We start from the raw sequence: 24,288 nt of genomic DNA, 5'->3' as shown, positions 1-24,288 counted from the left end.
GAGGAGTATAGCGCCCCCGAACAGACGACCGGTCAGTGATCACGCCGGCAGCACATCCAGTGGCAGTTTCAGCTTGGCGGCCAGCGCCTGAGCCTCCAGATGCCCGGCAGGCGCCAGCAGGCGCAGGGGCATGCCCGATTGCGCGGCCATTTTCTGGGCTTCGGCAACCAGTCGCTCGGCAACACCACGGCGACGGGTAATTTTTCGAACACATATTTGGGACAAGTGCCAGGCGTCTTGGTGCCTTTGCAACCGGGCCGCGCCCAGCAGGCGATCGTTGAAGCGTCCGGCGATCAGTGTGCCGTCGCGCAAACAGTCTTCGATCAACTGCGCGGCCCCGGAAAAAGGGGCGAACAGCCAGTCCGGGGCGTCGCAGTAGATCTTTTGCAGATCCTGCCGATCCTGGGCAGTGGCTTGGTTCAGCGGCTCGACAATGATCGGCATGGTGATTCCTGTGAGGTCATGAAGCGATAGAGATCAGATGACGTACAAAAGGTGATGTCAGTTTGGTTTTTCTGTCACTTGCAAATGGTAACCTTTGCCCGTTCGTCCGTCCTTCTGCGACCTGTTGTCGCACAACAAGGTGCTCTACAAAAAACGGTCATGCCTGCGTGCATAAAGGCCGGGAGTGAGCTGTGGCTGGCGAACCATACAAATAATTGGGGGATACACAATGACCACGAGCATCACGGCGGACGGCTTCAGCACCGACCAGCCTGCGTTCCTGTCCAAGGAGCGGATCATCGCCAAGCCCGGTTTCAACCGTTGGCTGGTGCCACCGGCCGCGTTGGCCATCCACTTGTGCATCGGCATGGCCTACGGTTTTTCGGTGTTCTGGTTGCCGCTGTCCAAGGCGCTGGGCATCTCCGCTCCAGTGGCCTGCGCACCGGACATGAGTTTTATCGCACAAGTCTTTTCGTCCCAGTGTGACTGGCCGATCTCGATGCTCGGCTGGATCTACACCCTGTTCTTCATCTTCCTGGGTTGCTCGGCCGCCATCTGGGGTGGCTGGCTGGAGCATGCCGGACCGCGCAAGGCCGGTGTCGTATCGGCACTGTGCTGGTGTGGCGGCCTGCTGATTTCGGCGCTGGGGGTGTATACCCACCAGATCTGGCTGATGTGGATCGGCTCCGGGGTCATTGGCGGTATCGGCCTGGGCCTGGGCTACATTTCGCCGGTGTCGACCCTGATCAAATGGTTCCCGGACAAGCGCGGAATGGCGACCGGCATGGCGATCATGGGCTTCGGCGGTGGCGCAATGGTCGGCGCCCCGCTGGCGGCGGCACTGATGGGGCATTTCGCCTCGCCAACCAGCGTCGGCGTCTGGCAGAGCTTCCTGGTGATGGCCGCGATCTACTTCGTGTTCATGATCGGTGGCGCACTGTCCTACCGCGTTCCGCCAACCGGCTGGAAGCCGGAAGGCTGGACGGCCCCGGCGAAAAAAGCCTCGAACGCGATGATCACTCATCGTCATGTTCACGTGAATGTGGCCTGGAAGACGCCGCAGTTCCGTCTGGTGTGGCTGGTGCTGTGCCTGAACGTATCGGCTGGTATCGGCATCCTCGGCATGGCGTCGCCGCTGTTGCAGGAAGTGTTCGCTGGCAAGTTGCTGGGCAATGACCTGGCGTTCGGCCAACTCGACGCTTCGCAACTGGCTTCGATCGCCGCCATCGCTGCCGGCTTCACCGGTTTGCTCAGCCTGTTCAACATCGGCGGGCGCTTCTTCTGGGCTTCGTTCTCGGATTACCTGGGCCGCAAAAACACTTACTTCGTGTTCTTCGCCCTGGGCTTTGCCCTGTACGGACTGATTCCGAACCTGGGTCACCTGGGCAGCATCGCGCTGTTCGTGGCGGCGTTCTGCATCATCCTGTCGATGTATGGCGGTGGCTTCGCGACTGTTCCGGCGTATCTGGCGGACCTGTTCGGTACGCAAATGGTTGGTGCGATTCACGGTCGTCTGTTGACGGCGTGGGCTGCTGCCGGTGTGCTCGGTCCGGTGCTGGTGAACTATCTGCGTGAATACCAACTGAGCATCGGCGTCGAGCGTGCGGCGGCTTACGACATCACCCTGTACATCCTCGCCGGCCTGCTGGTGCTGGGTTTCCTGTGCAACCTGCTGGTGCGTCCGGTGGCGGACAAGTACTTCATGACCGACGCCGAACTGGCCGCCGAACAGGCGCTGGGCCATGACAAAGGCGCCGACAGCAGCACCGTGCTGGAGTGGAAAGCCGCGCCGGGCACCAAGCCGCTGGCGGTTGCGGCGTGGCTGGTGGTGGGCATTCCGCTGGCGTGGGGTGTCTGGGTGACCTTGCAGAAGACGGCGGTGCTGTTTCACTAACACCAGTTTCAACCCGAAACCTGTGGGAGCGAGCTTGCTCGCGATAGCGGTCTGACAGTCAGCAAAAATGTTGAATGTGATGGCCCTATCGCGAGCAAGCTCGCTCCCACATTTTTTTGTGGTGTGCCAAATGGCTTGTATGGACATGTACATCGCCGGCACCCCCGAATTCATTCCGTCAGCGATATCACCTCTCGTGTTTCTGTTTCGGCCCCGCACGCCTATAATGGCTGCCTTTTTCGCCCAATGATTTTGCGGAGCTGGTGATGGCCGAACGTAAGGCGTCTGTCGAGCGCGACACTCTGGAAACCCAGATCAAAGCCTCGATCAACCTCGATGGCACCGGAAAGGCCCGATTCGATATCGGTGTTCCTTTTCTTGAGCACATGCTGGACCAGATCGCCCGTCACGGGCTGATCGACCTGGATATTGTCAGCAAGGGCGACCTGCATATCGATGACCACCACACGGTGGAAGACGTCGGTATCACCCTCGGCCAGGCGTTTGCCAAAGCCATCGGCGACAAAAAAGGCATCCGTCGCTACGGCCACGCCTACGTGCCGCTCGATGAAGCGCTGTCGCGGGTTGTGATCGACTTCTCCGGCCGTCCAGGCCTGCAGATGCATGTTCCGTACACCCGCGCCACCGTCGGCGGCTTCGACGTTGACCTGTTCCAGGAATTCTTCCAGGGCTTCGTCAACCATGCATTGGTCAGCCTGCACATCGACAACCTGCGTGGCACCAACACCCACCACCAGATCGAAACCGTGTTCAAGGCTTTCGGCCGCGCTCTGCGCATGGCCGTCGAGCTCGATGACCGCATGGCCGGACAAATGCCATCGACCAAGGGCGTCCTGTAATGCAGACAGTCGCGGTTATCGATTACGGCATGGGCAACCTGCACTCGGTGGCCAAGGCCCTCGAGCACGTCGGTGCCGGCAAGGTTTTGATCACCAGCGATGCCAACGTGATTCGCGAAGCCGACCGGGTGGTTTTCCCCGGCGTCGGCGCGATTCGCGATTGCATGGCGGAGATCCGTCGCCTCGGCTTCGATTCACTGGTGCGTGAAGTCAGCCAGGACCGGCCGTTCCTTGGCATCTGCGTGGGCATGCAAGCCTTGCTCGACACCAGCGAAGAGAACGACGGTGTCGACTGCATCGGCCTGTTCCCGGGCGCGGTGAAGTTCTTCGGCAAAGACCTGCATGAAGACGGGGAACACCTGAAAGTCCCGCACATGGGCTGGAACGAAGTGAAGCAGAAGGTCAGTCACCCGCTGTGGCACGACATTCCGGACCTGGCGCGGTTCTACTTCGTGCACAGCTACTACATCGCTGCCGCCAACGCGCGGCAGGTGGTGGGGGGCGGTCACTACGGTGTCGATTTCGCCGCAGCGCTGGCCGAAGGTTCGCGTTTCGCCGTGCAGTTCCACCCGGAGAAAAGCCATACCCATGGCCTGCAGTTGCTGCAGAACTTCGCCGCGTGGGACGGTCGCTGGTAAATGGCCGTCAAGAAGAAGCCGCCGATTCTGACCCTCACTCCCGAACAGGAGAGCGAGGCCAATCGCAAGATCAAGCGTTTCATGGAAGACCGCTTTGAGCTCGACCTCGGCTCGTTCGAGGCGGCGGAGATTCTTGAGCTGTTTACCCGTGAAATTGCTCCGCACTATTACAACAGGGCGATTTTCGATGTGCAGGCGCACCTCAAAGAGAGGTTCGAAAGCATCGAAAGCGACCTGTGGGCGCTCGAGAAAAGCTGATTTCCGAGCCAAGCTGAACATTCGAATTTGAAGGTTTGCCAGATGCTGATTATTCCCGCTATCGATCTTAAAGACGGTGCCTGTGTTCGTCTGCGCCAGGGCCGCATGGAAGATTCCACAGTGTTCTCCGATGACCCGGTGAGCATGGCTGCCAAGTGGGTGGAGGGCGGTTGCCGTCGTCTGCATCTGGTCGACCTGAACGGCGCCTTCGAAGGCCAGCCGGTCAACGGCGAAGTGGTCACTGCCATCGCCAAGCGTTATCCGAACCTGCCGATCCAGATCGGCGGCGGTATCCGCTCCCTGGAAACCATCGAACACTACGTGAAAGCGGGCGTTAGCTACGTGATCATTGGCACCAAGGCCGTGAAAGATCCGGCCTTTGTTGCAGAAGCCTGCCGCGCGTTCCCGGGCAAAATCATCGTGGGCCTGGATGCCAAAGACGGTTTTGTCGCCACTGACGGCTGGGCTGAAATCAGCACCATCCAGGTGATCGACCTGGCCAAGCAGTTTGAAGCCGACGGCGTGTCTTCGATCGTTTATACCGACATCGCCAAAGACGGCATGATGCAGGGCTGCAACGTACCGTTCACCGCGGCACTGGCTGCTGCAACAAAGATCCCGGTGATCGCTTCCGGCGGCATCCACAACCTGGGTGACATCAAGACCCTGCTCGACGCCAAGGCGCCAGGCATCATCGGTGCGATCACAGGCCGTGCGATCTACGAAGGCACCCTCGATGTCGCTGAAGCGCAAGCTTTCTGCGATTCGTACAAAGGCTGAGGACTGATCATGGCGCTGGCCAAACGCATCATCCCTTGCCTGGACGTGGACAACGGCCGGGTGGTCAAGGGTGTGAAATTCGAAAACATCCGCGACGCCGGTGACCCGGTGGAAATTGCTCGTCGCTACGACGAGCAGGGCGCCGACGAGATTACCTTTCTCGACATCACCGCCAGCGTCGATGGCCGCGACACCACGCTGCACACCGTCGAGCGCATGGCCAGCCAGGTGTTCATCCCGCTGACCGTGGGCGGCGGCGTGCGCACCGTGCAGGACATCCGCAACCTGCTCAATGCCGGCGCGGACAAGGTCTCGATAAACACCGCAGCGGTGTTCAACCCGGAATTTGTCGGCGAAGCCGCGCAGCATTTCGGTTCGCAATGCATCGTGGTGGCTATCGACGCGAAGAAGGTTTCCGGACCGGGCGAAACCCCGCGCTGGGAAATCTTCACCCATGGCGGTCGCAAACCAACCGGTCTCGACGCCGTTGAGTGGGCGAAGAAAATGGAAGGCCTGGGCGCCGGCGAAATCCTGCTGACCAGCATGGATCAGGACGGCATGAAAAACGGCTTTGACCTGGGCGTCACCCGCGCCATCAGTGATGCACTGGGCATTCCGGTGATCGCCTCTGGCGGTGTCGGTAACCTGCAACACCTGGCCGACGGCATTATCGAAGGCCACGCCAGCGCGGTACTGGCGGCGAGTATTTTCCACTTCGGCGAATACACCGTGCAGGAAGCCAAGGCCTATATGGCCCATCGCGGAATCGTGATGCGTTAAACAAACCGGTACAGGCCAGTGGACACCATGGCGTACCCAAGGCACTCTTGGGTACGCCATGGATTTCGGTAGCCAGACATGCTTAAACGCTTTCTTCTCGTCCTTGCCAGCGCTTCTCTGTTGTTGATCAATGGAGCAAACGCTAAAGACAGTCCCGATACCGACCTGGTGTTGCTGACGGAAAACTTCCCGCCGTACAACATGGCGAAGAACGGCAAGAACTTCGCTCAGGACGAGAACATCGATGGCATCGCCACCGATATCGTCCGCGAGATATTCAAGCGCGCCGACATCACCTACAGCCTGACGCTGCGTTTCCCTTGGGAGCGAATCTACAAACTCACCCTGGAAAAACCCGGTTACGGCGTATTCGTCATGGCGCGCTTGCCCGATCGCGAAAAACTCTTCAAATGGGTCGGCCCGATTGGCCCGGACGACTGGATCATGCTGGCCAAGGCTGACAGCAAGATCACCCTCGAAACCTTGAATGACGCGCGCAAATACAAGATCGGCGCCTACAAGGGCGACGCCATTGCCGAGACGCTGGCCAAGCAGGGACTCAATCCGATTGTTGTACTGCGCGACCAGGACAACGCGAAAAAACTGGTCAACGGGCAGATCGACCTGTGGGCCACTGGTGACCCGGCCGGGCGCTATCTGGCGCGCCAGGAAGGGGTTAACGGGTTGAAAACCGTATTGCGTTTCAACAGTGCCGAACTGTACCTGGCACTGAACAAGGACGTGCCGGACGAGACGGTTGCCAAGCTCCAGGCGGCGCTGGATCAGATGCGCAAGGAAGGTCGGGTGGACGAGATAATGGCGCAGTATCTGTAGGATTCAATACCAACCCGTTAGCCATGCCCGGACCACTGTGGGAGCGAGCTTGCTCGCGATGACGGTCTGCCAGTCGATAGAGATGTTGAATTTGATGGCGCCATCGCGAGCAAGCTCGCTCCCACAGTAGTTTTGTGGTGCCGCAGACTCAGCGGTACACCCCATCCTTGCCATGCGCCGCCGTCGCCCGGTTTCCGCGTACGCTGATCATCTGCCGGATATCAATCCACTCGATCCCCTGAGCTTTGAGTTTGGGCAGTTCGCGTTCCAGTACCGCCAGCGTCTGTGGATACGGATGCCCGATCATCACCGCCGAACCCTGCTTGCGCGCGAGGCTGATCGCGGTTTGCAACTGGGTCAAAATCGCTGCTTCAGTACGCTCATCGTCGAGAAATACATCCCGTGAAACGCTCGCCAAACCGATCTTCTGCGCTTGGGCAGCGGCTACGGTCTGCGCGCTGGTGCGGCTGTCGACAAAGAACTTGTGCCGTCGCTGCAAGGCCGCCATCAGCCAGGCCATGGCCGTTGGTTGTGCGGTCATGCGGCTGCCCATGTGGTTGTTGATGCCGCTGGTGTACGGGACCATTTTGAACGCGGCGTTCAGGCGTTTTTCCAGCTCATCGACGGGCAGCTCGGGATTCCAGGCGAACGGTCCGGTGGCCGGATCCATGGGCATGTGCAGAATGACGATCTTGCCGGCGCGATGGGCTTCGCGGGCGAATTCGGTGGCGTGGGGTGTATCGGGCATGATCGCCGCAGTCACCGGGCCGGGCAGGGCCAGCACGCGGCGATCCCGGGGCAGGCTCTGCCCCAGGTCATCGATGATCAGGCTCAGGTAGGCTTTGTGGGACGTCGATCCGGCGGGTTCTGCATGAACAACACCCGCCAGACAACACAGCAGACCGATCAGTAACCGCAGAAACATCTCAACGGCCGGACGTGATGCTCAGCCCTTTGAGCAGGCTCAGGGCCTGGGCCAGTTGGTAATCATCGTCCTGCGGCATCGGCTTGGCTTTGCCGCTGGAACCGGTCGGTTTGTCGACGCCGCCGTTGCCGTTGCCCAGGTGACCCTGCAAGTCCGCTTCCTTGAAGTAATCGCTGTCCTGCTCGCTGGTGATCTTGGCCTTGCGCACTTCGATGTCCGGGACGATGCCCTGGGCCTGGATGGAGCGGCCGTTCGGCGTGTAATACAACGCTGTGGTGATCTTCAATGCGCGCTCATTGTTCAGCGGCAGCACGGTTTGCACCGAGCCCTTGCCGAAACTGGTGGTGCCCATCAGCACGGCGCGTTTCTGGTCCTGCAGGGCGCCGGCGACAATTTCCGAAGCCGAGGCGCTGCCGCCGTTGATCAACACGACCATTGGCACGGCTTCGCTTTCGTCCTTGCCGGTGGCAGAGAAACGCAGCTCGGAGTTGGCGATACGGCCCTTGGTGTAAACGATCAGGCCCTTGGTGATGAAGTGGTCGACCACTTCCACCGCCGCCTGCAACACCCCGCCCGGGTTGTTGCGCAGGTCGAGAATGATGCCCTTGAGCTTCTTGCCGTTGTCTTTGCGCAGCTTGGCCAGGGCCTTGGAAACCTCTTCACCGGTCTTGACCTGGAACTGGGTGATGCGGATGTAGCCGTAGCCCGACTCCAGCAGTTGGCTCTTCACGCTCTTGACCTGGATGACGGCGCGGGTCAGGGTCACGTCGAACGGCGTGCCGCCATCGCGCACCAGCGTCAGGGTGATTTTCTGGCCGATCTTGCCGCGCATCTTGTCCACGGCTTCGGTCATGCTCTGGCCGCGAGTCGGCTGGCCGTCGATCTTGACGATGAAGTCGCCGGCCTGAATGCCGGCCTTGGAGGCCGGAGTGTCGTCAATCGGCGACACCACCTTGATGAAGCCGTCTTCGGCGCCGACTTCAATGCCCAGGCCACCGAATTCACCGCTGGTGCTTTCCTGCAGCTCGGCGAAATCTTCAGGGCCCAGGTAGGCGGAATGCGGATCGAGGTTGCTGAGCATGCCCTTGATGGCGTTTTCCAGCAGGGTCTTGTCGTCCACCGGTTCGACATAAGCGGCCTTGATCCGGTCCATCACCTCGGCAAAGGTGCGCAACTCATCCAGCGGCAGCGGCGCCTTGGTGGTCGCGGCAGTGCCCGCAGGCGCAACCACCGGCGCTGGTTGAGCGGCAAACGCCAGAGGCGCGCCGATCACCAGGGCGATCGTCAGGGCCAGCGAGGTAAGGCGGGACAAATGCAGCATGTCGAACGAACTCCTAATGTAGGTGACTCTACGCCTATCCTTGCGCGTGGCACCATTGCGCAGGGTCACTCGGGTGACCCTGCTGACGAATTGCGAAATACAGCGCTGGTGTGTCCTGCCCGCCACTGCTACCGACAGTGGAAATAGGCTCACCGGCTTTTACAACGTCACCGGCAGACTTGAGCAGCGTCTGGTTGTGACCGTACAGACTCAAATAACCATTGCCGTGGTCGAGGATCACCAGCAGCCCGGCGCCGCGCAACCAGTCGGCGAACACCACGCGACCACCGTGTACGGCACGCACCGCACTGCCGGCAGACGCGCCGATCATCACGCCATCCCACTTGGTCCGGGCATCGTCGCCTCGGCTTTCACCGTAGCGCGCCAGCAGTCGACCATCGACAGGCCAGGGAAGTTTGCCGCGGGTTGACGCAAACGGACCGCCAAAGGTTTCGCCGGAACTGGAAACCAGTGCGCCAGGTGTCGATCTGACCGGTTTGCGTGGGGCATCGTCGCTGGCATCTGCCTGCGCCTGGGCCTCACGTAAACGCTTTTTTTCGGCTTCCTGCTGGGCAATCAGCGCTTTTTGTCGCGCTTCTTCTGCCTCACGGGCCTGGCGTGCCAGAGTTTCTTCAATGGTTTTAAGGACTTTAGACAGGTCTGCCTGATCCTGCTCGCGCGCCGCCAGTTTCTGATCGCGGGCCTTTACGTCGTCATTGAGCTTGGCCAGGACTTGCTGGCGCTCCTTGCGGACTTTCTCGAGCTCATCACGCTGGGTGTCGAGGCTGCTTTGCTGCACCAGCAGTTGCGCCTGCTGCATGGCGATGTCTTTCTCGACATTGGACAGTTGGCGCAGGGTTTCGTTGAAATTCTTCAACTGCTCCAGGCGAGCCTGGCTCAGGTAATCGTAATAGGTGAGGGTACGGGCAAATCTTTCAGGATTCTGCTGGTTGAGCAGCAGCTTGAGGTATTCCTGGCGACCGTTCTGGTAGGCCGCCCGGGCCTGAATGGCGATCAGTCGTTGCTGTTCAATGCGCGCGCTCTGGAGTTTTTTTTTCTCTGCATCGAGTCGCTGCAGCTCGGCTTCGCTTTTCTTCAGCTCTTTTTGCAGGGCTTCGACCTGCTTCTCGAGCTTGCCCATTTCGGTTTCGGTGCCCTTGAGCTCTTTCTGCACACCGGACTTTTCTTCCTGCAGCTTGCCCAGCAGCTTCTTCAGCTCGGCAATGTCCTGACGCGTGGCGTCCAACTGTTGTTGGGTATCTGCGCGCTCGTCAGCAAAGGCCGGTTGGAGCAGGCATGTCAGAGCTAGGGCTATCAGGACGCGAAGCATAGGGGCAGGCGGCACCAGGGAAAGGGACGGCCTAGTATGCCCGCCATGGGCAGCAAAAAAAATGCCCATTTCTGACTGTGTGATGACTGGAGCGAGCGACAGACTGAATTCCATTTCGAAAACTCCATAAACCATTGTGGGAGCGAGCTTGCTCGCGATGGCGTCCGATCATTCAACATAGATGTTGGCTGTCAGATTGCTATCGCGAGCAAGCTCGCTCCCACAGGGTTTTTCAGTGTTCGGGATATCCCGGTTACACCAGAATCGAAGTCCCTGTCATTTCCGCCGGTTGCTCAAGGCCCAGCAACTTCAGCATGGTCGGCGCCACGTCCGCCAGCACGCCGCCTTCGCGCACCTTCAGGTCGCGCTTGCCGACATAGATGAACGGTACCGGCTCGGTGGTGTGCGCAGTGTGCGCCTGGCCGGTGGTTTCATCGGACATTTGCTCGACGTTGCCATGGTCAGCGGTGATCAAGGCTTCGCCGCCGACTTTTTCCAAGGCATCGACGATGCGTCCCACGCACAGGTCCAGGCATTCAACGGCCTTGACCGCCGCTTCGAACACGCCGCTGTGGCCAACCATGTCGCCGTTGGCGTAGTTGACCACGATCACGTCGTAACGCTGGTTTTCGATGGCGTCGACGATACGGTCGGTGACTTCCGGTGCGCTCATTTCCGGCTGCAAGTCATAGGTGGCGACTTTTGGCGACGGAATCAGGATGCGTTCTTCGCCCGGGAACGGTTCTTCGCGGCCGCCGGAGAAGAAGAAGGTCACGTGGGCATATTTTTCGGTTTCGGCGATGCGCAGTTGGGTCTTGCCGTTTTTCGCCAGGTAATCGCCCAGTACGTTTTCCAGGCTGCCGGCCGCGAAAGCCGACGGCGCAGGAATGCTGGCGGCGTATTGGGTCAGCATGACGAAACCGGCCAGTTTCGGCTGGCGGGCGCGCTCGAACTCACTGAAGTTGTCTTCGACGAACACGCGGGTCAGCTCGCGGGCACGGTCGGCGCGGAAGTTCATGAACACCACGGCATCACCGTCTTCGACTTTTACCGGCTCACCGATGGAGGTGGCCTTGACGAATTCGTCGCTCTCGCCACGCTCGTATGCCGCCTGCAGGCCTTCCTGGGCGGTGGCGGCGTTGAATTCGCCCTGGCCATCGACAATCAGGTTGTAGGCCTGGGACACGCGGTCCCAACGGTTGTCGCGGTCCATGGCGTAGTAGCGGCCGATGATGCTGGCGATCCGGCCTTTGCCCAGGGCCTGGAAGGTCGCGTCGAGCAGTTCGATCGACGACTGCGCGCTTTTCGGCGGAGTATCGCGGCCATCGAGGAAAGCGTGCAGGTAGATGTTTTGAGCGCCGCGCTTGAAGGCCAGTTCGGCCATGGCAACCAGGTGATCCTGGTGGCTGTGTACGCCGCCATCGGACAGCAGGCCCATGAAGTGCACGGCTTTGCCGGCGGCGACCGCTTTGTCCACGGCAGCGCAGATGGTCGGATTCTCGAAGAACTCGCCGTCGCGGATCGATTTGGTGACGCGAGTGAAGTCCTGATACACCACGCGACCGGCGCCCAGGTTCATGTGGCCGACTTCGGAGTTGCCCATCTGGCCGTCCGGCAGGCCGACGTCCATGCCGCTGCCCGAGATCAGACCGTTCGGCACGGTGGCCCACAGGCGGTCCAGTACGGGCTTCTTCGCGGCGAAGATAGCGTTGGATTCAGGGCTGTCACTGTGACCGAAGCCGTCGAGAATCATCAGGACCAAAGGTTTAGGCGTGGTAGTCATGGAATCCACTCGTGGCTGAGATAAAAAGGAGCAATGGAAAAGGGAGTGGCAGTTTAAAGCGAAGTTCCGGCCGCGTCACCGCCGGACGGGGTTTGGCCCACCATAGTGGCTGTGTATACTGGCCGACATTTTAACGCCCTGGAACCTCCTTCGATGGTTGCTAACCTGATTCAATTTGCCACTAACCACTACATCCTCGTCGGTATTTTCGTCGTACTGCTGGCGTTGCTGATTGCCTATCAAATGCAGGGCGGCGGCCGTAGCCTGAGCACCGGCGAACTGACCGGGCTGGTCAACAAGGACGCAGGCGTAGTGATCGACATTCGTCCGACCAAGGATTTCGCCGCCGGTCACATTGTCGGCGCGCTGAACATCCCTCAGGACAAACTGACCGCACGTGTAGGTGAGCTGGAAAAGCACAAGGCCAAGACCATCATCCTGGTCGACGCCATGGGCCAGACCGCCGGCACCCACGCCCGCGAATTGATGAAATCCGGCTTCACCGCCGCCAAGCTGTCCGGCGGTATCTCCAGCTGGAAAGCCGACAATCTGCCGCTGGTGAAGTGATATGAGTAGCGTCGTCGTCTATTCCAGCGATTACTGCCCTTACTGCTCGCGAGCCAAGTATCTGCTCGAGAACAAAGGTGTGGCCTTCGAAGAGATCAAGGTCGATGGCAAGCCGCAGGTGCGCGCTGCGATGGCCCAGAAGGCCGGGCGTACGTCCGTGCCGCAAATCTGGATCGGCAGCACCCACGTGGGCGGTTGTGATGATCTGTTCGCCCTGGAGCGTGCCGGCAAGCTCGACGCGCTGCTCAGGGCCTGACGGCAATACCCCAAACAAGCAAACCTAAAAGAACCCTGGATCAAGAAGGATCTGCGATGACTGACCAACAGAACACTGCTGCGAACGAAGAAGAAACTGCACCGCAATTCTCCTTGCAGCGCATTTATGTGCGTGACCTGTCCTTCGAAGCTCCGAAAAGCCCGGCGATCTTCCGCCAGCAGTGGGAGCCGAGCGTCGCTCTGGATCTGAACACCCGTCAGAAGACGCTGGAAGCCGACTTCCACGAAGTCGTGCTGACCCTGTCGGTTACCGTGAAAAACGGTGACGAAGTGGCGTTCATCGCTGAAGTGCAACAGGCCGGGATCTTCCTGATCAAGAACCTGGATGACGCTTCGATGAGCCACACCCTGGGTGCGTTCTGCCCGAACATCCTGTTCCCGTACGCTCGCGAAACCCTGGATAGCCTGGTGACCCGCGGTTCGTTCCCGGCACTGATGCTGGCTCCGGTGAACTTCGATGCGCTGTACGCGCAAGAGCTGCAACGCATGCAGGCTGCTGGCGAGACTCCGACCGTTCAGTAAAAGCGTATCAATACTGTGGGAGCGAGCTTGCTCGCGATGAGGTCACCAGCTTCAACATCAATGTTGACTGATGCACCGCCATCGCGAGCAAGCTCGCTCCCACATTTTTTTGGGGGTTACTTGAAGTCGTTCTGACGCCAGGCTTCGTAAACGGCCACCGCCACGGTATTGGACAGATTCAGGCTGCGGCAGCCCTCGCGCATCGGCAGGCGCAGGCGTTGCTCGCCGGGCAGGGCATCCAGCACTTCGGCGGGCAAGCCACGGCTTTCCGGGCCGAACAGGAATGCGTCGCCCGGGGCGAAGCTGGCATCGTGGAACGGCCGCGAACCCTTGGTGGTGAAGGCGAACAGTCGTGGATGGCCGAGGCTCTCCAGGCAGCTGGCAAGGTCCGCGTGGCGTTGCAGGGTGGCATACTCGTGGTAATCGAGGCCGGCCCGGCGCAGGCGCTTGTCGTCCATCTCGAAGCCCAGCGGTTCGATCAAATGCAGGTGGCAGCCACTGTTGGCGCACAGCCTGATAACGTTGCCGGTATTCGGCGGAATTTCTGGTTGGAAAAGGATGACGTGAAACATGCACGGCTCCGAAGGCAAAGATGACGCGCATTCTACGCCGCCAGAAGGCGTGCGTTCGAAACTATTCCTGCGGGTAATGGGCTCGCTGGCGATTGTCGGGGTGATGGTCGGGATGATGATCGGTCGCCTGACCACGCCAGACCCCAGTCAGTTGCAGCAGGTGGAAGTGACGAACGACGGGCTGGTGGTGTGGTTCAACAATGAACCCAAGACCCACGGCGAAATTGTGGACGGCAGTGTCGCGCTGCTGTTTGGCGCCGAGGGCAAGGCGCAGAAAGGTCAGCTCAAGCTCGGCGGCAAGGACGTGAACTGGCGGGTACGTTTGAGCGATGGAGGGTTGTTGCTGACACTGGTAGCGGCCCGGCCCCTGCGGGGCGAATGGGTCGGTAGCGAGGTTGATGACCGCTGGCGGCTGGAGATCCATCTCCGGGAGCAATAAAAGAGGGAATCCCCGGCCTGCCTGTACCAAGGTTCCCGAAACGGGAGGCTCGTCGCGAGTGCGGTGTGAGCCTGGTGTAAAGAAGGAACCCCTGACCTGCCTGTATCAAGGGCCCCAAAACGGCTGGGCTCGTCGCGGGTGCGGTGTGAGCCCGATGTAAAGAGGGGAATCCCCGGCCTGCCTGTACCAAGGTCCCCGAAACCGGGTAGGTGAACTGATTCACTTGAAAGGGTTATTGCAGGGGGCATGCCAGGTTTTAACAGCTTGGAACAAAAAATCGCTTTGAAGCGCTGAAAGCCCCGAGATCCGGGGCTTTTGTGTTTTTGGGTGGCGGGTAGTATCGAGTTTTATGGCGAGGTTTCAGGACAGTGGTTGTGCGCGATTGCGGTTCACGGTGCATTGCGGCGGTGCACTGATAACCCAAAAAGCATCGCGAGCAAGCTCGCTCCCACAGGGTTCGATGGTGTCTGCACGATCGTGAAAACACCGAAAATCCACTGTAGGAGCGAGCTTGCTCGCGATTGGGCCTAAAGATCAGCGAAGTACTAAAGGCTGTTTAGCCCTCATCCCCCTCATCATCATCCCCGCCATCAACCTTCATCCCCAATTCCTTGATCTTGCGAGTCAGGGTGTTGCGTCCCCAACCCAGCAAGACGGCGGCATCACGGCGGCGACCGGCGGTATGCTTGAGGGCGGTCTCGATCATAATCCGCTCGAAGGCCGGTACGGCGCTGTCGAGCAGGCTTGACTGACCACGGGCCAGCGCCTGGTCGGCCCACTGGCGCAGGGCCTGTTCCCAGTTGGTCACGGGCGCCGAGTCCTGAGGCAGGCTCAGCAGCTCCGGCGGCAGGTCACCGATGTGCACTTCGCGACCCGAAGCCATCACCGTGATCCAGCGGCAGGTATTCTCCAACTGCCGCACGTTGCCGGGCCATGGCAAGTTCTTCAGGTATTCCTCGGTTTCGCTTTTCAGCAGCTTCGGTTCGACTGCCAGTTCCTGGGCAGCGCGGCCGAGGAAGTGCTTGGCCAGGGTCGGGATATCTTCGCGGCGATCCGACAGGCGCGGGATATGGATGCGGATCACGTTGAGGCGATGGAACAAGTCCTCACGGAATTTCCCGGCATGCACCAGGGTTTCCAGATTCTGGTGAGTCGCGGCGATGATGCGCACATCGACCTTCACCGGCACGTGACCGCCGACGCGGTAGAACTCGCCGTCGGCCAGTACCCGTAGCAAGCGGGTCTGGGTGTCAGCGGGCATGTCACCGATTTCGTCGAGGAACAGCGTACCGCCGTCGGCTTGCTCGAAACGCCCGCGACGCAGGTTGGCCGCGCCCGTGAACGCGCCTTTCTCGTGGCCGAACAGTTCGGATTCCATCAGGTCTTTGGGGATCGCCGCCATGTTCAGCGCAATGAACGGCGACGCTGCCCGCGGGCTGTGACGGTGCAGGGCGTGGGCCACCAGTTCTTTACCGGTACCCGATTCACCATTGATCAGCACGGTGATGTTGGAGTGGCTCAAGCGTCCGATGGCGCGAAACACTTCCTGCATCGCCGGCGCTTCGCCGATGATTTCCGGGGTGCGGGTCAGGGTCGGGGCAACTTCCAGGCCTTGTTGTTCCTGAGCGTGCTGGTTGGCGCGCTTGACCAGGGAAACCGCCTCGTCGACGTCGAACGGCTTGGGCAGGTACTCGAAGGCGCCGCCCTGATAGGACGCGACAGCGCTGTCCAGATCGGAGTGCGCGGTCATGATGATCACTGGCAGCCGCGGGTGCTGTTCGCGAATCCGCGCCAGAAGCTCCAGACCGCTGGCGCCGGGCATGCGGATGTCGGAAATGATCACGTCCGGCTGCTGGCGCGCCAGACGGCTCATCACGCCATCGGCGCTGTCGAAGCTTTGCGTGGTCATGCCTTCCTGTTGCAAGGCTTTTTCCAGGACCCAACGGATAGAACGGTCGTCATCGACGATCCACACGGTTTCACTACGGCTCATGTCGATGTGGCTCCTTGTTCCAGTGGCAGAAAGATCGAGAAGGTGGTGTGGCCGGGGTGGCTGTCACATTCGATCAGGCCCTGGTGCTGGCTGATGATGTTCTGGGTAATGGCCAGGCCCAGCCCGGTACCGTCCGGGCGACCGCTGACCATGGGGAAGAAAATGGTTTCCTGAAGTTCTGCCGGGATGCCCGGACCGTTGTCGATGATTTCGATCTTGGTCACCAGACGATGGCGTACGTGGCCGATGGTGAACTGGCGCATGGCGCGGGTGCGCAGGCTGATACGCCCCAGGCGCAGTTCGTTCTGGCTGCTGATGGCCTGCATCGCATTGCGCACGATGTTCAGCACGGCCTGAATCATTTGTTCGCGATCGATCAGGACGTCGGGGATGCTTGGATCGTAGTCGCGCACCAAGGTGATGCAGCCCTGGCTTTCAGCCTCCACCAGATGGCAGACACGCTCAAGCACTTCATGGACATTGCACATGGCCAGCGACGGCAGCTTGTTGGAGCCGAGCATGCGATCCACCAGATTACGCAGGCGGTCGGCTTCTTCGATGATGACGTTGGTGTAGTCGCGCAGGCTCTCTTCCGGCAGTTCCCGGGCCAGCAATTGTGCCGCGCCGCGAATCCCGCCCAAGGGGTTCTTGATTTCATGGGCAAGGCCGCGCACCAGCATCTTGCTGGTTTCCTGTTTCGACAGTTGTGCTTCTTCTTTGGTGATCCGCAGCAGGCGGTCACGGGGGTGGACTTCGAGCAGCAGCATCGTGTCGCCGTTGCTCAGAATCGGTGTTACCGCGTAGTCGACGGTCAGGGTCTGGCCGGTGAGGGCGGTGAGCATGGCTTCGCGCTTGGTGAACGGGTGCGCCTGCTCGACGGCCTGGCGCAACGAGTTCAGCGCTTCGGTCGATTCGGTAAACAACTCACTGATGAACTGCCCATGGCTGCGCTGACCGCTGATGGCCAGCAGCATCTCTGCCGCCGGGTTCATGTACTCGAGGCGCAGTTCGGCGTCGAGAAGGATGGTGGCAGTGGTGAGGTTGTCGAGTAGCAAACGGTGGAGTGCGTCGCTAATGGTCATCGGGACCTCTTTTAGGGCAGAGCGTGCGTAAAAAAATGCTGATACGGGCAAAATGCAAAAACCAAACCAAGGCTCCGAAAAGAAGCGTTCAGCGCCTGAAACAGGCGTTTGACGCTCGTTTACGTGGCGTTCTGCCAGCTATCGCGGGTACTTTCGAACCAAAATGGGTTGGAGTGTGAGTACGGTGCAAACAATTGCACCAATATAGTGCGCAAGCCTGAACGAGGTTAAAAGAGTCTCAAGAAAGGATTTTTTTCTTCGCCTGGTCTGTCGCTGAGCGGGCATTCCGGCCGCTGGCCGTAGTCTTCGAGAGTGCAGGGTTTGATCCTGCGCTTCTGGGCGACAGACGTGCGCTGCATGTGGAAAGGTTGGTTGGCGGTGCGTTCGACGATGCGCCCCTGTTCGTCGAGGATTTCCACGGACAGGGTATGGCTGCCGCGATCGATGTTGCTAAGCGGGAACACCGGGCTCAGGCCAGGTTCGGCGGTGGGCTGGCCGTCGAGCAGCAACCGGTAGTGGTGACCGGGTTGCAGGGCCGGTTCGTTGGTGGCGCTGACAATGACTTCGCCGGTGTTGCTGCGGATGGTTGCGTCGGGTTCCGGGATCAGGATACGCAGCACCTCATAGTGGAACAGCGCCTGTACTTCAGGACTGCTCTCGGCGATCAACAGTGCTGCGCTGGTGGGGTTGGCCGCTATTCGATTGCTCTTTGTCAGCGGTACACGCCGGGCGTCGCCGGGTTTTGGCTGGTCGGTGAAAACCCGGTTGCCCTGAGCATCGACATACATGAAGACCTCTGCCGAGGCGGGCTGGGCGATCAGGCAGGCGATCAGTAGCCAGGCCTTCAAGGTATGTGCACCCGCTGTACGGTGAATGTCACCGCAGGGCTCTGCTGCACAACGTTTTCGCCATCGATCACTTGCACGGCGAGGCGGTGTTCGCCGCGATCGATGTTCACCAGTTGCAGGATCGGCACATTGCCTGGCTGGCCGTAGGGCTGACCGTCCAGCAGCAGACGTAACAGGTGGGTGGCTTGCAGGCGGGGTGTGATCAGTACTGTTACGGTGAACGTGCCGTTGTTGGCGCGCAGGGCTTCGGTGCTGGGCAGGCCTGTCAGCTCCAGCACTTCATAGGTTTTGTGGGGGAGTTCATTGTGAGCGGCTTCGGCTTCGACTTTGGCTTCAGCAGCAGGTGCGGCTTCGCCGGAAGGCTGGCGTTCGACGCTGTTGAGGGGCGGCAAGTCGACCGGTTGGGCGCTGATGCCATCAGGCGGTTGATTGCTGTACGCGGTGGCGCCGTTGGCGTCCGTGTACTTGTAGATCTGCGCCGTGGCGGGCAGAACAACCAGCAGCAGGATGAAGAGAAAACCACGACCCATGGAATCGACCGGAAACGAAAGCGTTGGGTTGCAGCATAGGCCAGGCTGGGTGGTTATCCCAAGCTACGACACATTCGGGCATGGTTTGCGAAGGAGGTCCGGCAACCCAGATCCCCTGTGGGAGCGGGCTTGCTCGCGAAGGCGCCAGTACATTCAAGATCAATGTGTCAGACAGATTGCTTTCGCGAGCAAGCCCGCTCCCACAGGGTACTTTGTCGGCCATTGAATCGTGGGCAATAAAAAAGGCCTCCCGAAGGAGGCCTCTTTTTGTCACGCCGCGTGCCGCGGCGCTACCGGATCAGCAGCTGTAGTACAGCTCGTATTCCAGTGGGTGTACGAAGGTACGTACCTTGATTTCTTCTTCGCTTTTCAGGGCGATGTAAGCGTCGATGAAGTCGTCGCTGAAAACGCCGCCTTTGGTCAGGAACGCACGACCTTTGTCCAGCTCTTCCAGGGCTTCTTTCAGGCTGCCGCAAACTTGTGGGATCTCTTTGGCCTCTTCAGGCGGCAGGTCGTACAGGTTTTTGTCAGCGGCGTCGCCAGGGTGGATCTTGTTCTGGATGCCGTCCAGGCCAGCCATCAACAGTGCGGCGAAGCACAGGTACGGGTTGGCAGCCGGATCCGGGAAGCGTGCTTCGATACGGCGGGCTTTCGGGCTCGACACGTAAGGAATACGGATCGAAGCGGAACGGTTGCGAGCCGAGTAGGCCAGCATCACTGGAGCTTCGAAGCCTGGAACCAGACGCTTGTAGGAGTTGGTCGCCGGGTTGGTGAAGCCGTTCAGGGCCTTACCGTGCTTGATGATGCCGCCGATGAAGTACAGGGCGGTGTCGGACAGGCCGGCATAGCCTTCGCCAGCGAAGGTGTTCTTGCCATCTTTCCAGATGGACATGTGTACGTGCATACCCGAGCCGTTGTCGCCGTACAGAGGCTTAGGCATGAAGGTCGCGGTGCGGCCGTAGGCATCGGCAACGTTGTGCACGACGTACTTCAGGGTTTGGGTTTCGTCGGCTTTCTTCACCAGGGTGTTGAACTTGACGCCGATTTCGTTCTGGCCGGCAGTCGCCACTTCGTGGTGGTGAACTTCGACGGTCAGGCCCATTTCTTCCAGTGCGTTGCACATGGAGGTACGGATTTCGTGGTCGTGGTCGAACGGCGGAACCGGGAAATAGCCGCCTTTGACGCCTGGACGGTGGCCTTTGTTGCCGCCTTCGATGTCCTGGTCGGACATCCACGAACCTTGTTCAGAGTAGATCTTGAACATGGAACCGGAAATGTCGGACTTGAACTTCACCTGGTCAAAGATGAAGAACTCTGGCTCAGGACCTGCGTATACGGTGTCACCGATAGCGGTGGCTTTCAGGTGCTCTTCGGCGCGCTTGGCGATCGCACGTGGGTCGCGGTCGTAGCCTTGCATGCTCGAAGGCTCGATGATGTCGCAGACCAGGATCAGGGTCGGTTCTTCGGTGAACGGATCCAGAACAGCGGTGGAGTCGTCCGGCATCAGGATCATGTCGGAGGCTTCGATGCCTTTCCAGCCGGCGATGGAGGAGCCGTCGAACATTTTGCCGACTTCGAAGAAGTCGTCATCCAGCGCATCGCGAGCCGGCATGGTCACGTGGTGCTGAGTGCCTTTGGTGTCCGTGAAGCGCAGATCAATCCACTTGACGTCATGATCTTTGATGAGTTGAACCGACTTCGACATAGTGTCCTCCGGGTGTATTAGGGCTGGTAGTGGATGCCCTTAAATGTTTGTGATGCCGGCGCGAATACTCTGCCAAGGCAACCTGCCTCACAAGGGAGCAAATTGCATGCCAGTGCCCCAGCATGGATTTTTTGCCCCAAAATCACGCTTGAGAGGGCGTTTTGCCCTTTAAAGCAGAAAAGCTCGCCCTGTAATGTGGCGCTATATCCAATAAGTGACCTGTTTTGGTGCATGCAAAACCTTCTGCACATTAACTGGTTAAACCTTGAGCAATTTCCGCTATAATCCGCGCCCCCCTTTTTCGGCAGGCCATGCGCGCGCTGTTTCCATGAAATTAATCGTAAAAGTCTTCCCCGAGATCACCATCAAGAGTCGACCTGTCCGGACGAAATTTATCCGCCAGTTGGCCAAAAACATCCGCGCCGTGCTCCGTGATCTGGACCCGGCCGTGGTGGTGAACGGCGTGTGGGACAATCTCGAGCTGGAAACCCGTGTTACCGACCCGAAAGCCTTGAAAGAGATGGGTGAGCGCCTGACCTGCATGCCGGGCATCGCGCACTTTCTGCAGATCGACGAGTACCCGCTGGGCGACTTCGACGACATCACCGAAAAGTGCAGGCAGCACTACGGCGATGCGCTGGCCGGGAAAATTTTCTCGGTGCGCTGCAAGCGTGCGGGCAAGCACACGTTCAGCTCGATGGACGTCGAAAAATACGTCGGCAGCAAGCTGCGTCGCGAGTGCGGCGCAGCCGGGATCGACCTGAAAGCGCCGGAAATCGAAGTCAGGATCGAGGTTCGCGACCAACGGTTGTTCGTGATCCACAGCCAGCACAACGGCATCGGCGGATATCCGCTGGGCGCGCTGGAGCAGACCCTGGTGCTGATGTCCGGTGGCTTCGACTCCACCGTGGCGGCCTACCAGATCATGCGCCGCGGCCTGATGGCGCATTTCTGCTTCTTCAATCTGGGCGGACGTGCCCACGAACTGGGCGTCATGGAAGTCGCGCATTTCATCTGGAAGAAGTACGGCAGCTCCCAGCGCGTGCTATTTGTCAGTGTGCCGTTCGAAGAAGTGCTGGGCGAAATTCTCGGCAAAGTCGATAACAGTCATATGGGCGTAGTATTGAAGCGTATGATGTTGCGCGCTTCCTCCCAAATTGCCGATCGACTGCACATCGACGCACTGGTCACCGGTGAGGCGATCTCCCAGGTGTCGAGCCAGACGCTGCCGAACCTGTCAGTGATCGACTGCGTGACCGAAAAGCTGGTACTGCGCCCGCTGATCGCCAGTCACAAGCAGGACATTATCGACACGGCAATCGAAATCGGCACCGCCGATTTCGCCCGGCACATGCCGGAATACTGCGGCGTCATCTCGGTCAATCCGAAGACCGCGGCCAAGCGCTATCGCGTCGAGCATGAAGAGAAAGAATTCGATATGGCGGTACTCGAGCGTGCGCTCGAAAACGCCAAGCTGGTGCCGATCGATCGCGTGATCGATGAACTGGGCCAGGACTTGCAGATTGAAGAAGTCAGCGAAGCGCTGGCCGGTCAGATCGTCATCGACATCCGTCACCCGGATGCCGCTGAAGACGACCCGCTGGACCTCGCTGGCATCGAGGTACAAACGATGCCGTTTTATGCAGTGAACGCTCGTTTCAAGGAACTGGACCCTACTCGCCAGTACCTGCTGTATTGCGACAAAGGCGTGATGAGTCGCCTGCATGCCCACCATTTGCTCAGTGAGGGGCATGCCAATGTGCGCGTTTATCGACCGAGCTAAGTGCCCGGGGCTGTTTGCCTGTGGCCTGCGTCACCGGCCCCCCGATGCCACCGTCAAGCTGTAACGGCTTTCACGGACGCTACTGTTAATCGCTGCCAAGACTTGTCAGCACACCGAATCCTCTGATCGAGATACACAAGTGATCGAAAATCTACGCAACATCGCCATCATTGCCCACGTTGACCATGGTAAGACCACCCTGGTAGACAAACTCCTGCGTCAATCCGGCACCCTGGAGCGCAACGAGCTCAACGACGAGCGCGTGATGGACTCCAACGACCAGGAGAAAGAGCGCGGTATTACCATTCTGGCGAAAAACACCGCCATCAACTGGAACGGCTACCACATCAACATCGTGGACACCCCGGGCCACGCCGACTTCGGCGGCGAAGTTGAACGCGTAATGTCGATGGTCGACTCCGTTCTGCTGCTGGTTGACGCTCAAGACGGCCCTATGCCGCAAACCCGTTTCGTGACCAAGAAGGCTTTCGAAGCCGGCCTGCGTCCGATCGTGTGCATCAACAAGGTTGACCGTCCAGGCGCGCGTCCGGACTGGGTTCTGGACCAGATCTTCGACCTGTTCGACAACCTGGGTGCCACCGAAGAACAGCTGGACTTCAAAGTCGTCTACGCCTCGGCCCTGAACGGTATTGCCGGTCTGGACCACACCGAAATGGCTGAAGACATGACCCCGCTGTACCAGTCGATCGTCGACAACGTACCGGCGCCGGCTGTTGACCGTGAAGGTCCGTTCCAGATGCAGATCTCCGCACTGGACTACAACAGCTTCCTGGGTGTTATCGGTGTTGGCCGTATCGCTCGTGGTCGCGTCAAGCCGAACACCCCGGTTGTGGCTATCGGTGCCGACGGCAAGAAGCGTAACGGTCGTATCCTGAAGCTGATGGGTCACCACGGTCTGCACCGCATCGACGTTGAAGAAGCTGCAGCAGGCGATATCGTGTGCATCAGCGGTATGGACTCGCTGTTCATCTCCGACACCCTGTGCCACCCGGACACGGTCGAAGCGATGAAGCCGCTGACCGTCGACGAGCCAACCGTTTCCATGACCTTCCAGGTAAACGACTCGCCATTCTGCGGTAAAGAAGGCAAGTTCGTGACTTCCCGTAACATCAAGGAACGTCTGGACAAAGAGCTGCTGTACAACGTTGCACTGCGCGTTGAAGAAGGCGACTCGGCTGACAAGTTCAAGGTTTCCGGCCGTGGCGAACTGCACCTCTCGGTACTGATCGAAACCATGCGTCGCGAAGGCTTCGAAATGGCTGTAGGCCGTCCGGAAGTGATCATCCGTCTGGTTGACGGCGTGAAGCACGAACCGTTCGAAAACGTCACCATCGACCTTCCGGAAGAATCCCAGGGCAAGGTGATGGAAGAGATGGGCCTGCGTAAGGGCGACCTGACCAACATGGTGCCGGATGGCAAGGGCCGTGTACGTCTGGAATACAACATCCCTGCTCGCGGTCTGATCGGTTTCCGTAACCAGTTCCTGACCCTGACCAACGGTGCTGGCATCCTGACCTCGATCTTCGACCGTTACGACGTGATGAAGTCCGGCGACATGTCCGGCCGTCAGAACGGCGTTCTGGTTTCGGTTGAAACCGGCAAGGCACTGACCTACTCCCTGGAAACCCTGCAGGCGCGTGGCAAGCTGTTCGTAGAACACGGTCAGGAAATCTACAACGGTCAGATCGTTGGTCTGAACAGCCGTGACAACGACCTGGGCGTTAACCCTACCAAGGGCAAGAAGCTCGACAACATGCGTGCTTCGGGTAAAGACGAAACCATCGCTCTGGTTCCACCTGTTCGCTTCACCCTGGAACAGGCTCTGGAATTCATCCAGGACGACGAGCTGTGTGAAGTAACTCCTAAGTCCATCCGTCTTCGCAAGAAGATCCTGGACGAAAGCGAGCGTACCCGCGCTGCCAAGAAAGCCAAGGCATAAGATTTAGCCCTGGCTGAACAAAAACGCCCCCGGTCGAGAGACCGGGGGCGTTTTTGTTTGTCTGGGATTTATGCGGTGTTTGTTCGGGCCTCATCGCGAGCAAGCTCGCTCCCACAGTGTTCGAGGTGAACCACAAATTGTGTGAACACCACAGAACCCCTGTG

24 protein-coding genes are annotated in these 24,288 nt (G+C 59.5%); 13 read left to right on the top strand and 11 right to left on the bottom strand.

What is annotated here, in order from left to right:
- Positions 1–39: 39 nt before the first annotated feature.
- Positions 40–444, bottom strand: coding sequence for an acetyl-CoA sensor PanZ family protein (locus AC1RS8_RS01840; RefSeq protein ID WP_057712414.1), 405 nt, complete (start codon positions 442–444; stop codon positions 40–42).
- Between the two features lie 229 nt (positions 445–673).
- Here AC1RS8_RS01840 and AC1RS8_RS01835 point away from each other — a divergent pair, with 229 nt between their 5' ends.
- The 7 genes from AC1RS8_RS01835 (at position 674) to AC1RS8_RS01805 (ending at position 6,488) form a co-directional block, all read left to right on the top strand.
- Positions 674–2,338 (top strand): OFA family MFS transporter, encoded by a 1,665-nt coding sequence (locus AC1RS8_RS01835; RefSeq protein WP_489339588.1) that lies wholly within the window; start codon positions 674–676, stop codon positions 2,336–2,338.
- Positions 2,339–2,604: 266 nt separating this feature from the next.
- The gene (gene hisB, locus AC1RS8_RS01830; RefSeq protein WP_003218037.1) at positions 2,605–3,198 is read left to right on the top strand and encodes an imidazoleglycerol-phosphate dehydratase HisB; all 594 of its coding nucleotides are present in this window, start codon (positions 2,605–2,607) and stop codon (positions 3,196–3,198) included.
- Positions 3,198–3,836 carry an imidazole glycerol phosphate synthase subunit HisH gene (gene hisH / locus AC1RS8_RS01825; protein WP_057712412.1) on the top strand — a complete coding sequence of 213 codons (639 nt, stop codon included), beginning with the start codon at positions 3,198–3,200 and terminating at the stop codon, positions 3,834–3,836. The genes hisB and hisH overlap by 1 nt, the downstream gene beginning before the upstream one ends.
- Positions 3,837–4,094 (top strand): DUF2164 domain-containing protein, encoded by a 258-nt coding sequence (locus AC1RS8_RS01820; protein WP_489339589.1) that lies wholly within the window; start codon positions 3,837–3,839, stop codon positions 4,092–4,094. It begins immediately after the preceding gene.
- A 42-nt stretch (positions 4,095–4,136) separates the two neighbouring features.
- Positions 4,137–4,874 carry a 1-(5-phosphoribosyl)-5-[(5-phosphoribosylamino)methylideneamino]imidazole-4-carboxamide isomerase gene (gene hisA, locus AC1RS8_RS01815; protein WP_027617356.1) on the top strand — a complete coding sequence of 246 codons (738 nt, stop codon included), beginning with the start codon at positions 4,137–4,139 and terminating at the stop codon, positions 4,872–4,874.
- A 9-nt stretch (positions 4,875–4,883) separates the two neighbouring features.
- On the top strand, positions 4,884–5,654 hold the full coding sequence (gene hisF / locus AC1RS8_RS01810) for an imidazole glycerol phosphate synthase subunit HisF (RefSeq protein ID WP_007972752.1): 771 nt from the start codon (positions 4,884–4,886) through the stop codon (positions 5,652–5,654).
- Between the two features lie 78 nt (positions 5,655–5,732).
- Entirely contained in the window at positions 5,733–6,488 is a 756-nt protein-coding gene (locus AC1RS8_RS01805) for a substrate-binding periplasmic protein (RefSeq protein ID WP_090452595.1), read from the top strand.
- 148 nt (positions 6,489–6,636) lie between these two features.
- On the opposite strand, the gene AC1RS8_RS01800 is transcribed toward AC1RS8_RS01805, so the two are convergent.
- From AC1RS8_RS01800 to gpmI, 4 genes are all read right to left on the bottom strand, one after another.
- A complete protein-coding gene (locus AC1RS8_RS01800) occupies positions 6,637–7,413 on the bottom strand; it encodes a divergent polysaccharide deacetylase family protein (protein ID WP_489339590.1) in 777 nt (258 codons plus the stop codon).
- A gap of 1 nt (position 7,414) precedes the next feature.
- Entirely contained in the window at positions 7,415–8,734 is a 1,320-nt protein-coding gene (locus tag AC1RS8_RS01795; protein ID WP_057712409.1) for a S41 family peptidase, read from the bottom strand.
- A gap of 34 nt (positions 8,735–8,768) precedes the next feature.
- Complete coding sequence (locus AC1RS8_RS01790; protein WP_057712408.1) at positions 8,769–10,064, bottom strand: murein hydrolase activator EnvC family protein; 1,296 nt, start codon at positions 10,062–10,064, stop codon at positions 8,769–8,771.
- A gap of 253 nt (positions 10,065–10,317) precedes the next feature.
- Positions 10,318–11,847 (bottom strand): 2,3-bisphosphoglycerate-independent phosphoglycerate mutase, encoded by a 1,530-nt coding sequence (gene gpmI / locus AC1RS8_RS01785; protein ID WP_429521811.1) that lies wholly within the window; start codon positions 11,845–11,847, stop codon positions 10,318–10,320.
- A gap of 153 nt (positions 11,848–12,000) precedes the next feature.
- On the opposite strand from gpmI, the gene AC1RS8_RS01780 reads away from it, so the two are divergent.
- Genes AC1RS8_RS01780 through secB form a run of 3 tightly spaced genes read left to right on the top strand, consistent with a single transcriptional unit; the run spans position 12,001 to position 13,212 of the window.
- Positions 12,001–12,414: a rhodanese-like domain-containing protein gene (locus AC1RS8_RS01780; protein WP_008047735.1), complete on the top strand. Its 414-nt coding sequence runs from the start codon at positions 12,001–12,003 to the stop codon at positions 12,412–12,414.
- 1 nt (position 12,415) lies between these two features.
- Entirely contained in the window at positions 12,416–12,670 is a 255-nt protein-coding gene (gene grxC, locus AC1RS8_RS01775; RefSeq protein WP_008047737.1) for a glutaredoxin 3, read from the top strand.
- Between the two features lie 56 nt (positions 12,671–12,726).
- Complete coding sequence (gene secB, locus AC1RS8_RS01770) at positions 12,727–13,212, top strand: protein-export chaperone SecB (protein ID WP_057397192.1); 486 nt, start codon at positions 12,727–12,729, stop codon at positions 13,210–13,212.
- Between the two features lie 116 nt (positions 13,213–13,328).
- On the opposite strand, the gene trmL is transcribed toward secB, so the two are convergent.
- The gene (gene trmL, locus AC1RS8_RS01765) at positions 13,329–13,784 is read right to left on the bottom strand and encodes a tRNA (uridine(34)/cytosine(34)/5-carboxymethylaminomethyluridine(34)-2'-O)-methyltransferase TrmL (RefSeq protein WP_090452600.1); all 456 of its coding nucleotides are present in this window, start codon (positions 13,782–13,784) and stop codon (positions 13,329–13,331) included.
- On the opposite strand from trmL, the gene AC1RS8_RS01760 reads away from it, so the two are divergent.
- Entirely contained in the window at positions 13,783–14,223 is a 441-nt protein-coding gene (locus AC1RS8_RS01760; protein ID WP_057712405.1) for a hypothetical protein, read from the top strand. The genes trmL and AC1RS8_RS01760 overlap by 2 nt on opposite strands.
- Positions 14,224–14,779: 556 nt before the next feature.
- Here AC1RS8_RS01760 and ntrC read toward each other — a convergent pair.
- From ntrC to glnA, 5 genes are all read right to left on the bottom strand, one after another.
- Positions 14,780–16,216, bottom strand: a complete 1,437-nt coding sequence (gene ntrC, locus AC1RS8_RS01755) for a nitrogen regulation protein NR(I) (protein WP_046040882.1) — start codon at positions 16,214–16,216, stop codon at positions 14,780–14,782.
- On the bottom strand, positions 16,213–17,298 hold the full coding sequence (glnL, locus tag AC1RS8_RS01750) for a nitrogen regulation protein NR(II) (protein WP_057712404.1): 1,086 nt from the start codon (positions 17,296–17,298) through the stop codon (positions 16,213–16,215). Before glnL ends, ntrC begins: the two co-directional genes overlap by 4 nt.
- 227 nt (positions 17,299–17,525) lie before the next feature.
- The gene (locus AC1RS8_RS01745) at positions 17,526–18,146 is read right to left on the bottom strand and encodes a DUF4124 domain-containing protein (RefSeq protein ID WP_489339591.1); all 621 of its coding nucleotides are present in this window, start codon (positions 18,144–18,146) and stop codon (positions 17,526–17,528) included.
- Positions 18,143–18,676, bottom strand: coding sequence for a DUF4124 domain-containing protein (locus tag AC1RS8_RS01740; protein ID WP_489339592.1), 534 nt, complete (start codon positions 18,674–18,676; stop codon positions 18,143–18,145). Before AC1RS8_RS01740 ends, AC1RS8_RS01745 begins: the two co-directional genes overlap by 4 nt.
- Positions 18,677–18,974: 298 nt before the next feature.
- Positions 18,975–20,381: a type I glutamate--ammonia ligase gene (gene glnA, locus AC1RS8_RS01735; RefSeq protein ID WP_008002929.1), complete on the bottom strand. Its 1,407-nt coding sequence runs from the start codon at positions 20,379–20,381 to the stop codon at positions 18,975–18,977.
- A 328-nt stretch (positions 20,382–20,709) separates the two neighbouring features.
- On the opposite strand from glnA, the gene thiI reads away from it, so the two are divergent.
- Together thiI and typA are read left to right on the top strand one after the other, a co-directional pair.
- Positions 20,710–22,164: a tRNA uracil 4-sulfurtransferase ThiI gene (thiI, locus tag AC1RS8_RS01730; RefSeq protein ID WP_057712400.1), complete on the top strand. Its 1,455-nt coding sequence runs from the start codon at positions 20,710–20,712 to the stop codon at positions 22,162–22,164.
- A 139-nt stretch (positions 22,165–22,303) separates the two neighbouring features.
- Positions 22,304–24,124 (top strand): translational GTPase TypA, encoded by a 1,821-nt coding sequence (gene typA / locus AC1RS8_RS01725; RefSeq protein ID WP_057712399.1) that lies wholly within the window; start codon positions 22,304–22,306, stop codon positions 24,122–24,124.
- Positions 24,125–24,288: the final 164 nt, after the last annotated feature.

The sequence above is a fragment of the Pseudomonas sp. GW821-FHT12A04 genome (genome assembly GCF_058807755.1).
The sequence above is the reverse complement of the archived record's forward strand: the minus strand, read 5'-3'. Positions and strand labels throughout refer to the sequence as shown.